Source organism: Rhodococcus sp. C3V, assembly GCF_029269915.1.
Lineage (GTDB): Bacteria > Actinomycetota > Actinomycetes > Mycobacteriales > Mycobacteriaceae > Rhodococcus_F > Rhodococcus_F qingshengii.
Genome location: NZ_JARJBE010000009.1, coordinates 85,258 through 97,251, shown reverse-complemented (window position 1 = coordinate 97,251; position 11,994 = coordinate 85,258). Strand labels below are relative to the sequence as shown.

At 60.5% G+C, this 11,994-nt stretch carries 22 protein-coding genes; 11 read left to right on the top strand and 11 right to left on the bottom strand.

What is annotated here, in order from left to right; translation table 11 throughout:
- Positions 1-190: 190 nt before the first annotated feature.
- Positions 191-913, top strand: a complete 723-nt coding sequence (locus P3G66_RS22570; protein ID WP_021333851.1) for a hypothetical protein — start codon at positions 191-193, stop codon at positions 911-913.
- Between the two features lie 33 nt (positions 914-946).
- On the opposite strand, the gene P3G66_RS22565 is transcribed toward P3G66_RS22570, so the two are convergent.
- The 9 genes from P3G66_RS22565 to P3G66_RS22525 all read right to left on the bottom strand — a co-directional run bounded on the left by P3G66_RS22565 (position 947) and on the right by P3G66_RS22525 (position 4,662).
- Positions 947-1,144 carry a CsbD family protein gene (locus P3G66_RS22565; protein WP_276117118.1) on the bottom strand — a complete coding sequence of 66 codons (198 nt, stop codon included), beginning with the start codon at positions 1,142-1,144 and terminating at the stop codon, positions 947-949.
- Positions 1,145-1,234: 90 nt separating this feature from the next.
- A complete protein-coding gene (locus tag P3G66_RS22560) occupies positions 1,235-1,498 on the bottom strand; it encodes a GlsB/YeaQ/YmgE family stress response membrane protein (protein ID WP_003943661.1) in 264 nt (87 codons plus the stop codon).
- Positions 1,499-1,907: 409 nt separating this feature from the next.
- Complete coding sequence (locus P3G66_RS22555) at positions 1,908-2,492, bottom strand: hypothetical protein (protein ID WP_046378100.1); 585 nt, start codon at positions 2,490-2,492, stop codon at positions 1,908-1,910.
- Complete coding sequence (locus P3G66_RS22550; RefSeq protein WP_019747451.1) at positions 2,489-3,058, bottom strand: DUF6286 domain-containing protein; 570 nt, start codon at positions 3,056-3,058, stop codon at positions 2,489-2,491. The genes P3G66_RS22555 and P3G66_RS22550 overlap by 4 nt, the downstream gene beginning before the upstream one ends.
- On the bottom strand, positions 3,055-3,447 hold the full coding sequence (locus tag P3G66_RS22545; RefSeq protein ID WP_019747452.1) for an Asp23/Gls24 family envelope stress response protein: 393 nt from the start codon (positions 3,445-3,447) through the stop codon (positions 3,055-3,057). The genes P3G66_RS22550 and P3G66_RS22545 overlap by 4 nt, the downstream gene beginning before the upstream one ends.
- Positions 3,440-3,619 (bottom strand): hypothetical protein, encoded by a 180-nt coding sequence (locus P3G66_RS22540; protein ID WP_003943629.1) that lies wholly within the window; start codon positions 3,617-3,619, stop codon positions 3,440-3,442. Before P3G66_RS22540 ends, P3G66_RS22545 begins: the two co-directional genes overlap by 8 nt.
- 38 nt (positions 3,620-3,657) lie before the next feature.
- Entirely contained in the window at positions 3,658-3,846 is a 189-nt protein-coding gene (locus P3G66_RS22535; RefSeq protein ID WP_007726577.1) for a hypothetical protein, read from the bottom strand.
- 70 nt (positions 3,847-3,916) lie between these two features.
- Positions 3,917-4,201: a hypothetical protein gene (locus P3G66_RS22530; protein WP_037131005.1), complete on the bottom strand. Its 285-nt coding sequence runs from the start codon at positions 4,199-4,201 to the stop codon at positions 3,917-3,919.
- The gene (locus P3G66_RS22525) at positions 4,198-4,662 is read right to left on the bottom strand and encodes an Asp23/Gls24 family envelope stress response protein (protein ID WP_003943699.1); all 465 of its coding nucleotides are present in this window, start codon (positions 4,660-4,662) and stop codon (positions 4,198-4,200) included. The genes P3G66_RS22530 and P3G66_RS22525 overlap by 4 nt, the downstream gene beginning before the upstream one ends.
- A gap of 186 nt (positions 4,663-4,848) precedes the next feature.
- On the opposite strand from P3G66_RS22525, the gene P3G66_RS22520 reads away from it, so the two are divergent.
- Together P3G66_RS22520 and P3G66_RS22515 are read left to right on the top strand one after the other, a co-directional pair.
- On the top strand, positions 4,849-5,427 hold the full coding sequence (locus tag P3G66_RS22520; protein WP_003943626.1) for an RNA polymerase sigma factor: 579 nt from the start codon (positions 4,849-4,851) through the stop codon (positions 5,425-5,427).
- A complete protein-coding gene (locus tag P3G66_RS22515; protein ID WP_218960345.1) occupies positions 5,424-5,915 on the top strand; it encodes a hypothetical protein in 492 nt (163 codons plus the stop codon). The genes P3G66_RS22520 and P3G66_RS22515 overlap by 4 nt, the downstream gene beginning before the upstream one ends.
- A 220-nt stretch (positions 5,916-6,135) precedes the next feature.
- Here the strand turns inward: P3G66_RS22515 and P3G66_RS22510 are convergent, their stop codons facing one another.
- Complete coding sequence (locus P3G66_RS22510; protein WP_007726566.1) at positions 6,136-6,384, bottom strand: hypothetical protein; 249 nt, start codon at positions 6,382-6,384, stop codon at positions 6,136-6,138.
- 167 nt (positions 6,385-6,551) lie between these two features.
- Between P3G66_RS22510 and P3G66_RS22505 the strand changes: the two genes are divergently transcribed.
- The 4 genes from P3G66_RS22505 to P3G66_RS22490 all read left to right on the top strand — a co-directional run bounded on the left by P3G66_RS22505 (position 6,552) and on the right by P3G66_RS22490 (position 9,417).
- Complete coding sequence (locus tag P3G66_RS22505) at positions 6,552-6,740, top strand: PI-type proteinase (RefSeq protein WP_136472457.1); 189 nt, start codon at positions 6,552-6,554, stop codon at positions 6,738-6,740.
- Positions 6,741-6,999: 259 nt separating this feature from the next.
- Entirely contained in the window at positions 7,000-7,419 is a 420-nt protein-coding gene (locus tag P3G66_RS22500) for an STAS domain-containing protein (protein WP_007726563.1), read from the top strand.
- Positions 7,416-8,903 carry a trehalose-6-phosphate synthase gene (locus P3G66_RS22495; protein ID WP_003943632.1) on the top strand — a complete coding sequence of 496 codons (1,488 nt, stop codon included), beginning with the start codon at positions 7,416-7,418 and terminating at the stop codon, positions 8,901-8,903. The genes P3G66_RS22500 and P3G66_RS22495 overlap by 4 nt, the downstream gene beginning before the upstream one ends.
- 136 nt (positions 8,904-9,039) lie before the next feature.
- Positions 9,040-9,417, top strand: coding sequence for a hypothetical protein (locus P3G66_RS22490; protein ID WP_007726560.1), 378 nt, complete (start codon positions 9,040-9,042; stop codon positions 9,415-9,417).
- A gap of 24 nt (positions 9,418-9,441) precedes the next feature.
- Here P3G66_RS22490 and P3G66_RS22485 read toward each other — a convergent pair whose 3' ends face one another.
- A complete protein-coding gene (locus P3G66_RS22485; protein WP_003943719.1) occupies positions 9,442-9,744 on the bottom strand; it encodes a MerR family transcriptional regulator in 303 nt (100 codons plus the stop codon).
- A gap of 358 nt (positions 9,745-10,102) precedes the next feature.
- Between P3G66_RS22485 and P3G66_RS22480 the strand changes: the two genes are divergently transcribed.
- The 4 genes from P3G66_RS22480 (at position 10,103) to P3G66_RS22465 (ending at position 11,819) form a co-directional block, all read left to right on the top strand.
- Positions 10,103-10,261, top strand: a complete 159-nt coding sequence (locus P3G66_RS22480; RefSeq protein ID WP_003943664.1) for a hypothetical protein — start codon at positions 10,103-10,105, stop codon at positions 10,259-10,261.
- Between the two features lie 84 nt (positions 10,262-10,345).
- Positions 10,346-10,891: a DNA starvation/stationary phase protection protein gene (locus P3G66_RS22475; protein WP_003943731.1), complete on the top strand. Its 546-nt coding sequence runs from the start codon at positions 10,346-10,348 to the stop codon at positions 10,889-10,891.
- A gap of 73 nt (positions 10,892-10,964) precedes the next feature.
- Positions 10,965-11,099: a hypothetical protein gene (locus tag P3G66_RS22470; RefSeq protein WP_256082897.1), complete on the top strand. Its 135-nt coding sequence runs from the start codon at positions 10,965-10,967 to the stop codon at positions 11,097-11,099.
- 48 nt (positions 11,100-11,147) lie between these two features.
- Positions 11,148-11,819, top strand: coding sequence for an ANTAR domain-containing protein (locus tag P3G66_RS22465; protein ID WP_042925720.1), 672 nt, complete (start codon positions 11,148-11,150; stop codon positions 11,817-11,819).
- Positions 11,820-11,994: the final 175 nt, after the last annotated feature.

Genomic DNA, 11,994 nt, shown 5'->3' with positions numbered 1-11,994 from the left:
ACCATAACGACCAATTTATGCGTTTGGCTAATTATCCCGGCGGGCGAGACTTTTGTTACGGCATGTCACATGATTAGCAATCACCACCACTGGGAAGTCGAAAGACGCCACTGAAAAGCCCGTCAATACGCCTGAACGTCCGTCCAGTCCGGGCGCTTCACGGGCGGAGAATTCTCAGATAAAGGAAGCTGTGACGATCAATTCGATCATCCCCGCCGGCAAGAGTGCGATCGGGAAGCTGGTCGGTGCGCCGTTCCACTTCGCATCATCGCTGCGCATGGCCAGGGTTTTTCACCCTCACGGGATCGAACTGAAGGGAACATTGAAGCCGGCCACCCCATGGTGGCCGGTATCGGAGTCGTCGACGATTACCGTCACCGCTCGAATGTCGAAAGCCCTCGGAACACCCGGAGACCTACCCGACGTACTCGGCCTGGCGCTTCGGTTGCACGATGTCGGCGCAGATGAAAACCCGTGGGACATTCTTCTCGCAACATCAGGACTTTCTACCTTCTCGAAAATGTTTCCAGCTCCGGCTTTCTCGTGGAACGGCGCGAGATACAGCACACTGGTTCCTTACTCACGCGCGGGCGGTGCCGCGGCGTGGCTGATCGTGACACCGCGCGGTGTCCATCCGGCCGGCACTTCTTTGTCTGCATTGAAAGCTGCGGTCGATCATTCCCCGCTGCACTTCTCCGTGTACCTCGCGAGAATTCAACTTCAGTTGATACCGATCGGGCATCTCTGTCTCGACGAGGTCGAGGACCACCCGGATTGCCTCCAGCCGTCCTTCGATCCGATTCTGAACACACCGGCCCACATGCGCATGCTTCCGGAGTGGCTCGCAGAAACGCGCAAGTTCGCGTATCGCGGTAGCCGCAACGGCCGAGGAGACACACAAAAGCGCGGTTGACCGGACGTGCCGATCAACCGCGCCGAAGCTCACTCAGCTTGTGAACTTGTCCTTGATATCCGAGACCTTGTCACTGACAGTGTCGCCGGCCTTCTTGACCTTCGCCTCGCCCTGTTCGGCAACACCCTCGGCAGCCAGATCATCGTTGCCCGTGGCGTTTCCGAACTTTTCCTTCGCTTCGCCGATGAGATCCTCAGCGCGGTGCTTTGCCTTGTCGATGAAGTCAGACATGTATTTCTCCTTCTTGGATTCGGTCGTGCGTTCGGCCGTGGAATTCGGTCGTGGATTCAGTCGAACTCGAACTGCGTGGACAAATGCGTGTCAGCGTTTTCCGGTGACTGCCTTGACCAGGAACAGCAAGATGACGGCGCCGAGGAGGCAAGTGAGGAAGCTGAAGATCCAGCCCGCGCCCTCGACATCGACGCCGAAGACTCGAAGCAGGAAACCACCGATCAGACCGCCGATGACACCGACAACGATGTTGAGGAAGATCCCCTGCTGCGCATCGGTTTTCATGATCTTACTGCCGATCCAACCCGCCAGTCCACCGATGATGATCCAGGCGATGATACCGAGAGGAAGCATTTGAACTCCTTAGAGTAAAGAGGGGCGGCGCAATGAGAGACTGCCGGTAAAGGGAGAGTTCCGAGCGATCGGCCCGCGCAACTAGACCGTGATCGCGGGTAGTGTTTGCACACAACCGGACTCTCCACCGCACGACGCGGGGGATCGTGCACTCAGTAGCAGCCACATTGTCTGCTTACCTTTCTATCAGGTGTTCACGACAGAACCAAAATGACTGGCGATTCACCACATACGAGAAACGACACTCACCGACGCGCACATGATCAGCGTCACTACGATCGCGATCGCCATCGAAGTGACGGTCGCAAGGAGCACCGTGACACACAGTGCCACAGCAACATCCATGACTCTGTGCACGATCGGGAGGTCTACCAATACCCGGTCACCGGGAGGCTCAAACCTCGATTGATCAGAGAGTTCTCGGCTCATCGCGTTTCGCGCTTTCCACGGCGATGTGAGTTCTGGTCGCGACGGATGGATCACCGACCATCGACTCGACTTGATCCCCCGTGTCAGTGACGCGAGAAATCAACTCGGACAACGTTTCCGATCCGGATACGACGCTACGTCTCAATGTCACTCGCAAATCGATCGTGCGAACTCCACGATCGAGCAACGCTTTTCCTCGGACACGCGACACTTCGTCGAAGTCCTCCAGTGATGCGCTCGCCCCTTCCGCCACCGCACCCAGATCCGCGGTGATGGAATTGTGCGAGTTCGACCCAGGGACCGTGATCTCCTTCACCCGACGCAGCGGCACATGCGCGATCAACCACCGCAACGCGAGGAGGACTAGCAATACTCCCCCAGCTCCGACAGCCCATGGCCACCACGAGTGATCGACAAGATCTTCAGCCCACGGGATCTCGATACGCGCCGGGAAATCCTTGATCACGTCGCGATTCCACAGGATCGCTGCAACTCCCAGCGCTATCGCGAGCATCCCCACGACGCATGTCGCCACGCGATCCATCGCCGTCGCCGTCCGAGTCATGACAGCGATCCCGTCTGGATACGAACCTTGATTCGCGGCGATGGTGACAGCGACCCGGCCAAGTCCCCCAGCACCGCACGGATTTCCGATTCAGCGGTGGCGGCTCCATCGGGCGTGACCGAGGCCTTCACTTCCAGCTTGCGCCGGGTTGCGTGTGACGAAGCGGATCGAACCTGGGCCAGTGACTCGACGCGAACAGACGCTATCGCCGCTACATCGGCGGGATCGATCCACGTATTCGCGACTCCGACCAAGGCATTGGCAGTCTTTCGTCGCGGTTTGAGTCCGAGGATGACGAACCACAGGCCGAGAACGACGGCTGCGATCCCCGCCGGCAACATCCAACCCTGGTACGCGAGCCCGTCCACATATGCGGCAGCACTTGGTATCCACTGCGACCCGGTGATCACGCCGGTATCCACCAGCGCGTCGCGGACGCCGACCACGCCGAGCGCAAGTAGCGCCGCGGCGATGAGGAATCCCGTGACGGCCGATCCGGGCGCCGCAAGGGGAACAGGAGCAGCAGCCCTCGAGGCAGTGGGTGGTGCGACCTTGTCGGCGGTCATCGCACTTTCCTTCCCGCGTCACGCTTGGTCGATGCCGGGAGAACGCTCACGATCGCCACGTCCACGCCGTCTACGTCCAGGCCCGATACAGACTGCAACTGGGTTGTCACGTTCTCTCGCACCGCGGTACCGATGACCGACAAGGATCCGGGCCACTCGATCGCGATGTCCACCTTGGCCCGTACCCGCTTGCCGGATACCAGCACTCGCGCCCTCGGCAATTCGCGCCCGGTCAGTTTGTCCATGCCGGCGGCGTGATGGCGCACCCCCGGGGTTCCGCGCGTCGCCTCGAGAACCAACTTCTGCGCGACTCTGTCTCGAATCGTCAGCGTTCCGCGATCGCCCGGCTCACCAAGCACAGACGACTCCGGTCGAGCTGTCTCAGCCACGTCCGCGACCCTTCAGCATCACACCGAGATCGAACTCGCCGTCACGCTGACCACCGACGAGATATCCGATCACACCGAGAACCAGAGCGATGAGGAATCCGGTGAAACCGCCTGCAGCAGCTGCGACTCCGAGAAGTAGTCCTGCCAGTAGGCCGACAGTCGAGGTGGTCATGTGAATCCTCCGTTGTGGATGATGTTCGATGGTGCCTGTCAGATCTCGGTGTAGGTCTTTGCACCCGGAAACCGAGCGCGCAAACGCGTGTACTGGGTCCGAGCGGGTTTCGCTATCTGCCGCATCGTGCCGCGCAGTGTCCTGCGCACACCCACACCGATCGGGGACGCGAAGTCCCGGTCGACGCGTTCGAGCGCTCGATTGAGCGCGTCGGCAGATCCGCCCACGTCGGGGTGGTAGCTCCTGATCGCCTCTCGGCGTGCGGATCGGCGATCAGGAACTGGACCACGAGAGTGCTCAGGCATCGTGCGCACGACCGACTACGTCTTCCACTGTCACGTTCACGGGGCCTGTAACGAGTCCTGAAACCGCTTGGCGGATACGTAAAGCCGTGTCTCGAACGGCGGCGTCGGCGAAGATGCACACATGGATGTCTGTCGACGACTCCGTCACCCGCACGCCGACGACGCGGCGGCCGGGGAGGTACGTGCCAACCTCGCCGAACATTCCGGCATGAAGCGAGGCGACCCCAGGTACCCCCGTCACAGCCGCCGCGATGGTGTCAGCGATTTCGGAACTCACTGCACGCGTGCAGTCTTGGGCTCGCCGGTTTCGTCGTCGCTGCCCTCGTCGAGGTGGACGTCGTGAACTGTGATGTTCACCTCGGTCACTTCGAGACCCGTCATCCGTTCGAGCGCCGCAATGACGTTGCGGCGAATGCCGGTGGCCAGATCGGCGAGCGATACGCCGTACTCGGCCACGATGTCGATGTCGACCGCTGCCTGCTTTTCGCCGACCTCGACCGATACTCCCTGGGAGTGGTTGACACTCGCGCCGGGGATCCGCTCGCGCAGTGCCCCGACAACCCGGGACGCTCCGCCGCCGACGTCGTACACACCGCTCACCTCTCGCGTAGCGATGCCGGCAATCTTCGAGACAACGGTGTCGGCGATCGACGTCTTTCCTTGAGAGCTCACGAGAGCCGAGTCGTTCGATGATGCAACATCCTTCGTAGATGCTGTCGCAACCTGTGTGCTGACCACTGTCATCTCCTCCTGTTGATCGATCTACCTGTGTAGTCGTCACTCGAAGGCAAAACCGAATGCCCGAGTCGGGTGACGTGCATCACTGACACTTGTTAGTTACTGTCCGTAACATTCAACGCCCCGGCCGGGCGAACAATCTTCGAACGCAGCCGAGTTTTCCGCATTTCCGCGAGAGGAGCGACTGTGGCGTTACCGCACACACAGGGGCTCACCGAAGCACCTGACGGCTTGGACACCGCAACGGTGGACGCTGCGATACTCGGCGACCGAGAAGCATTCGAGTCACTGGTGCACTACTACGGACCTGCACTTCACCGCTATGCGCGTCGAATGCTCGCAGATGAAGGCGACATTCTCGAGGTAGTCCAGGACACCTTCGTGGCCGCGTGGCGCCGACTCGATTCATTTCGTGGCGAATCGTCGATGCGAACATGGCTTTTCGCGATCTGTTCCCGAAAGATCGTGGACAGCTATCGAATCAAGAGAGCTCAACCGATCGACGACAGATTGCTCGATCCTCTCGTGCCGTCTCCCGAGGCCGGCCCGTTCGACACGACCTCGAACTCCGCGTTCCTCGAGGCATTGGAAGAAGCGTTGGGTGAACTGCCTTATCGCCAGCGTGCGGCATGGACGCTGCGAGAGGTGGAGATGCTCACGTTCGTTCAAATCGGCAAGATTCTAAGACTCACCCCGGATGCGGTGCGCGGGCATCACCATCGTGCACGGGCTAACCTGAGTGAACGAATGACGAGGTGGCGATGACTGAATCACGAACCGACGCATTGATGGCGCACGCATCCGACGTCCTGCGGAACGCTCCCGAGCCGGGCTGGGATCGAATCAGCGACAAGGTGATCCGGGCGCTACGGTCGACCTCGGCGTCCGGTTGGCCGCTCGACGCACACGCGTCGGAAGGTCCACGTCTAGGCACGGTGTCGGTGAGCGATCACGTACTCCGCACCCACTTGGCCGCCGAGATACGTTCTCGGCACCACTGCTCGCCGAGCAGCATCGAGTTCTTCGTCGACGGCCACGAAATACGTTCACTACGTATCGAACTGGCAGCGCCATACGGAGTGGATCTGGCCGAACTGTCGGACCGGGTTCGATTCACCGTCGTCGATGTCGTTCACCTGATCCTCGGCGACACGGACCCACCGGTCTCTGCAGAGAGCATCCACGTCGCCGTAGTCGACATCGTCGATGATCTACCTGCCGAAGGGAACACCAAAAGCCACTCCGAACACTAGGTGTTTGTTCGGCAAGTGTTTGGGAACCCGGCACTCATGACCACTCCCCCACCACCGGATCCGGGCCCCGCCCCCGACCCGGGGCCGCCGACACCACCGGCGCCGACACCACCCGATCCGATGAATCCGCCGCCCGTGCCACCGACTCCGACGCCACCGAACCCGTACCCTCCGGATCCGATCCCGCAGATCTGACGTCGGCTGCCCCGAACTTCGGAGTTCAACCGCCGAGTTCGGCGATCATCTCGCTCAACGATTCTGCGGCGATACGTAGTTCACCTTCGTCGGGGTTGTCGGGTGAGGACGGTAGACGTTCGGCCAACTGCTCGCGAGTGACAAGCGAGATACCCTCGAGACCGAACCCTTCTTCATCGGGGACGTAGATCTCGATCTCGCCCCCGACCGCTACCAGTTCCGAATGGGGGCCACTGCCCAGCAGTGCACGCAGGTGTTCGGTCGTCACGGTCATATGGTTCACGTGAAATCTCCTGCTTCGGTGACAGCTGACTTTGCCGGTATGGACTCGACGTGACGTACTGGCTCGACGTGACGCACTACCCCCTACTGAGTACCCCTCGCGGGTGAGCAGGAAACGACAAGTACATGAACAACGACTTCCCGAAGGAAACGCACACCATGAGTGAACAGAATTCCACCGACCGCACGGATCAGACGGACGAGCCGCAGACCACCGGCACCGACCACGGCCCGGGAACCGGCTCCGACACCGCGCCCAAGGACGTTCAGACCGATCCGTCGGGCGAACGTACGTGGGCCGACGAGGGCGGAGCCTCGAGCACCGGCCCGGCGACTGACACCGACTGATCCCGGAAGGTCTGAACCATCGGGACCAAGGTCCCGTGGGCCGACGCTCACGGGACCTTGAAATCCGTACGGATCTAACGCTTTTCACCTGGGTTTTCGCGATGCGGTAAGGTAGGCACTCAGCACGGTTGAGTACCCAGCCGTTGAAGACGAGCACGGTTCGTGCGTTGCTTCCCGTGCCGTTTCCCGGTTTCGAACGAAACCGTTTCGAACCAGACCGTTCGAACGAACCGTTTCGAGCAATCCGTCAGGAGTTTCGATGAACGAGTTTTCGAGAACTACAGATGAGCGTACGGACAGTCCCCCCACCTTCACGACGACCTGTGCCGAAAACATTCAGTCGCTCGTGGTCAGCGGCGAGATCGACGTCCGGTCCCGAGCTGATTTCGCTGCCTGCGTCGACGACCTGATCGGTGAGCGACACCCGTTCGTACTCGACTGCTCGGACGTCCAGTTCATCTCCGTCGGAGGTCTTTCCATCATCGAGACTCTGTCGGCCAAGGCACGGAGGCTCGGAGTGCCGTGGACGCTCGTCGCAGCGCACCCTGTCAGGCGTCCGCTGTCTCTTCTGAAGATGGACACCGACATCGTGTACACCGACTCGACAGCCGATGCAGTCGCGTACCTGTCCTCGACCTCCGTCCTGGACGAGACCCTGGCGGAGCCGATGTCGGCGTGAGTACCGATCTCGAAAAGCTCTCCGAATTCGTCGTCGTCGCAAACCGACTGCCGGTCGATCTCGAAACCGACGAAGACGGAAGCAAGAACTGGAAGCGAAGTCCGGGTGGGCTCGTCACTGCGCTCGAACCCATCCTGCGACAGCGGGATGGCGCCTGGGTCGGCTGGCCGGGGGTCGCGGACGAGAAGGTCGATCCGATAGTGGTTGACGGCCTTCGTCTGTTTCCCGTCGAGCTGACCTCTCAGGACCTCGCCGAGTACTACGAGGGGTTCTCCAACGACACGTTGTGGCCGCTCTACCACGACGTTCTGGTGGCTCCGACGTTCGAGCGGTCGTGGTGGCACACCTACGTCGCGGTCAACCAGCGGTTCGCCGAGGAAACCGCGCGTTGCGCCGCGGACGGAGCGACTGTCTGGGTGCAGGACTATCAGTTGCAACTTGTGCCGGCGATGCTGCGCGAGCTGCGGCCGGATCTGACGATCGGGTTCTTTCTTCATATCCCGTTCCCTCCGGTCGAGCTCTTCATGCAGCTTCCGTGGCGCAAGGAGATCGTCAGGGGAATGCTGGGCGCCGATCTGATCGGCTTCCACTTACCTGGTGGCGCAAACAATTTCCTGTTCTTGGCCCGCAAACTTCTCGGCCTCAAGACGACGACCGCGGGCGTCGGTGTTCGAAGTGCGCTCGGGCATGTGGATTTCGATTCTCGCGTCGTCAAGGTGGGCGCCTTTCCCATCTCCGTCGATTCTGCCGAACTCGAGCGCCAGTCGAAAAGCGATTCGGTCCTGCGTCGCGCGCGCGAATTGAAGGAAGAGCTGGGAAATCCCGAGAAAATCTTGCTGGGAGTCGACCGGCTGGACTACACCAAGGGTATCGACCTGCGGCTTCAAGCCTTGAAGGAACTCCTCGACGAGGACCGTCTGGATCCGGAGAAGTACACGATGGTGCAGCTCGCGACGCCCAGTCGTGAACGCGTGCAGCACTATATCGACCTGCGTAGCGTCATCGAAGAGCAGGTGGGCCGCATCAACGGTGACCACAGTCAGATCGGCCGCCCCGTCGTTCACTACCTGTATCAGCCGGTCGACCGTGAAGAACTGATCGCACTGTTCGTCGCTGCCGACGTCATGCTCGTGACGCCGATGCGCGACGGGATGAATCTGGTGGCCAAGGAGTACGTGGCCTGTCGTGGCGACCTCGGAGGTGCTCTCGTTCTCAGCGAGTTCACCGGTGCCGCAATGGAATTACGACAGTCATATCTGGTCAACCCGCACGATTTGGACGGCGTGAAGAATACGATCCTGACCGCGGTTCATCAGGATCCGAAGGAAGGCCGTCGACGTATGGCTGCGCTGCATCGACAGGTCATGACACACGATGTGCATCAGTGGGCCGAGTCGTTCCTGACTGCGCTTGCCCCACCTGGACCGCTTCCGGACGATCAGTTCCTCACGGAGCGTGAGTCGAACTTTGCGCGCAACAACTGACCCCCACGGGCTTGCGTCAGTGCGCTCGGAGACTCGAGCTAGGATTGGTTTCAGTTCATCGTCAAGCAGCGGCTGCGAACTGATCTCCTCGACATAGCCGTGCAATGCTGCATCGGCCCAGAAAGACAGGCCGACCATGCCCCTCACGATGAAGTACTCCGAAACCTACAACGACGCTCTCATTGCGCTCGCTGCCGCTACTCATCGGCCGGCCAACGTGGTGAACCTGTTCGGCGAGTACGCCATTCGTGTTGACCTCGAATACAACCGGTTCCTTCTGGCGACCAATACCGCGGCTGGACTCTCCGATCGACCCGACAACGGAGAATCATGGCTGGTGCGGTTCTTCCAATCCGAGAACACCGACACTCCGGATCGCCTCCTCGCGGAGGCGTCGCATCAATGGTTGGTCGATGCTTTGGACGCCGCGCTCGAACAGATCGCAGCGGCAGGGAACAAAATCTCCGCCGACGCGGACTTCGGCGACCCTACCCGCACCGAAACTCCATCCTGAACGGCATCGTCTCGAGCAGCACCACTAGTCCCCCTCGGCGGTCAACTGGCTGATTCGAGCAGCTAAGACTGCATTCTCGGCCTCGAGGGACAGAATCAGACGAATACCGACGAGATTGACTCCGTCGTCGATCAGCGCGGTGATTCGTCCGAGCGTATCCAGGTCGGCCTCGCTGTACCGGCGCGTACCGCCATCGGTGCGGGTTGGTGTGAGCAAGCCCCTTCGCTCGTAAAGGCGCAGCGTCTGAGGTCCTACCCCGGACAGTTCAGACATCACTGAGATCCCGTACACGCCGCGCAGCGCCCGGGTCTGGGATTCCGACGTCACTGGAACCTCCTAGTTCGGTGTCGGCTGTCTCAATCGGCGTCACCCGACCTTAGCACCATCACGCAGTGAATCTGACGCCCAGGACATAGATTCAAGCGTGTCCAGGACCACTGACAACAAGAATCGTCGAGCAGAAAAGGCATGAAATGGCAGATCAAAGCCGATTTCGACAAGATTGCACAATGCGCTTTCCTTCGCCCGCGAATCGAAGTAGCCTTGCCAATTATCTACATCGGCTGATATAGATTTTGTAGCACCTGAAAGCGCCATAACTGGAGCTCGAAGGCGCAGAACACCCAGACGTCGGAGTCGGTGGTTCAGCCGACTCCCTCACGGCACACTCTTCACCGGGAGCAAGATGACGACGATCGACATCCCGCCCACACAGGGCGAGAGCACCACCGGCATCGGAATCACTGTCGCAAGTGCGACTTTGACAACCGAAGAGGTCAAGCGCCGAATCGCGATGATGTACGGCGACCCGGTGACAGAGGAGCCAGTAGCACTCGCGCACTGAACCTGACCGACACGCGATCCGATTGACGATGGCGCGAGACCGCCCCACTGGAGGGCGATCCCCATCAAGACGAGAGGAAAACATATGTCCGAGTTCACCGTACCGGGACTGAGCAGCGCAGACGGTTCGTCCGTCGCCGATATTCTGCAGGAACGCCTCAGCGCCTACAACGATCTTCACCTCACGCTCAAGCACGTTCACTGGAACGTCGTGGGCCCCAACTTCATCGGCGTGCACGAGATGATCGACCCCCAGGTGGAGTTGGTTCGCGGCTACGCCGACGATGTGGCCGAACGTATCGCGGCACTGGGTAACTCGCCCAAGGGCACTGCGGGAGCAATCGAGCGCGATCGAACGTGGGACGACTACTCCGTCGGCCGAGACGACGCTCGTGCGCACCTCGCTGCGCTCGACCTCGTCTACACCGGGATCATCACCGACAGTCGCACCGCAATCGACAGCGTCGGCAAGATCGATCCGATCACCGAGGACATGTTGATCGGCCAGACGGCGCAGTTGGAAAAGTTCCAGTGGTTCGTTCGTGCTCACCTCGAGAACTCGGGTGGCAGCCTCGTACACGAAGGCGCGTCCACCGAGCAGGATGCCGCAAATGAGGCGCGTCAGAACTGACACACCGTCCGCGGTTTCGGCCGATCGGGGGTCGGCCGAAACCGCACTCCCCACAACAGGAAAGGGCAAGAGCATGTCTGCGGACTCGCGCGGCACGTCGACACAAACACGTCGCGAGTATCAGATGTTCGTGTTGCAGCAGCGTTTGTTGTTCGGATCGATCGTGGCAGGCACCGCCCTCGGAGTTCTCGCGATCACCTACTTCTGAAATATCAGGGGCCGCAACCGTCGAAGACAGGACAGAAACGACACAATCATGAGTTCGAGCACTCTCCGCTCGATCGTTCGTAGCGATCGATTTGCGGCAAGCAGTTCTTCTCTTCTGCTCGTGGACAGCGATTTTCGTATCCAGGGCGCAAACGACGAATACCTTGCCGTATCCGGTCGCAGCCTCGATCAATTGCACCGAGTGGAAGTGTTCGAAGCCTTCCCCGACAATCCCGACGACTCGTTTGCCGATGGAATCTTCTCGTTGACAGCGTCATTCGAGCGCACGATGCGGTCCCGAACTCGGGACGCACTGCCGACTCAGCGTTACGACGTGCGCGACGAGCGCGGGAGCGGGATGTTTGTCACCCGCTATTGGAATACGGTGAATTCCGCCGTCACCGATGATGACGGCAGGGTCATCGGTGTGCTTCATCGTGTATACGAGGTTCAACGACCGCTGGCTCAGCAGTCCAGTTCGGCGTCAGACGTCCTCACCCGCCTTCGCGCGGAAAATGACGAACTGAGAAGAGCTTTGGATTCTCGGCCCTTGATCGAGCAGGCCAAGGGATTACTGATGGCCGAGCGTGAGTGCTCGGCCGACCAAGCCTTCGACTTTCTGGTCCAGATGTCGCAGGAATGGAACGTCAAGGTGCGCGACATCGCCGGTGGTCTTGTCGCCGCAGCAGAACGACGTGCCGTGGATCGAAAGAATTCCTGACGACCGGGATTCAAAAGTTGTACGGCTGGGTAATGACCGACCAGAGGTACCCCCGAAATCTTCCCCCTCGAGGGAGGAGCCTCGAAGGTCCCGCCGGTTCAGGCCGGCGGGACCGAGCTTTGCCTTAACACCCGACCTGGATCCGCGATCCGAGTCGAGTTCGTCACGCAGCGAA

Coding starts and splice junctions, on each gene's coding strand:
- P3G66_RS22475 (WP_003943731.1), top strand. CDS start 10,346: ATGTCCGAGTTCACCGTACCGGGACTGAGCAGCGCAGACGGTTCGTCC.
- P3G66_RS22515 (WP_218960345.1), top strand. CDS start 5,424: ATGACTGAATCACGAACCGACGCATTGATGGCGCACGCATCCGACGTC.
- P3G66_RS22465 (WP_042925720.1), top strand. CDS start 11,148: ATGAGTTCGAGCACTCTCCGCTCGATCGTTCGTAGCGATCGATTTGCG.
- P3G66_RS22480 (WP_003943664.1), top strand. CDS start 10,103: ATGACGACGATCGACATCCCGCCCACACAGGGCGAGAGCACCACCGGC.
- P3G66_RS22540 (WP_003943629.1), bottom strand. CDS start 3,619: ATGACCACCTCGACTGTCGGCCTACTGGCAGGACTACTTCTCGGAGTC.
- P3G66_RS22510 (WP_007726566.1), bottom strand. CDS start 6,384: ATGACCGTGACGACCGAACACCTGCGTGCACTGCTGGGCAGTGGCCCC.
- P3G66_RS22565 (WP_276117118.1), bottom strand. CDS start 1,144: ATGTCTGACTTCATCGACAAGGCAAAGCACCGCGCTGAGGATCTCATC.
- P3G66_RS22550 (WP_019747451.1), bottom strand. CDS start 3,058: ATGACCGCCGACAAGGTCGCACCACCCACTGCCTCGAGGGCTGCTGCT.
- P3G66_RS22560 (WP_003943661.1), bottom strand. CDS start 1,498: ATGCTTCCTCTCGGTATCATCGCCTGGATCATCATCGGTGGACTGGCG.
- P3G66_RS22505 (WP_136472457.1), top strand. CDS start 6,552: ATGAGTGAACAGAATTCCACCGACCGCACGGATCAGACGGACGAGCCG.
- P3G66_RS22490 (WP_007726560.1), top strand. CDS start 9,040: ATGCCCCTCACGATGAAGTACTCCGAAACCTACAACGACGCTCTCATT.
- P3G66_RS22555 (WP_046378100.1), bottom strand. CDS start 2,492: ATGACTCGGACGGCGACGGCGATGGATCGCGTGGCGACATGCGTCGTG.
- P3G66_RS22500 (WP_007726563.1), top strand. CDS start 7,000: ATGAACGAGTTTTCGAGAACTACAGATGAGCGTACGGACAGTCCCCCC.
- P3G66_RS22470 (WP_256082897.1), top strand. CDS start 10,965: ATGTCTGCGGACTCGCGCGGCACGTCGACACAAACACGTCGCGAGTAT.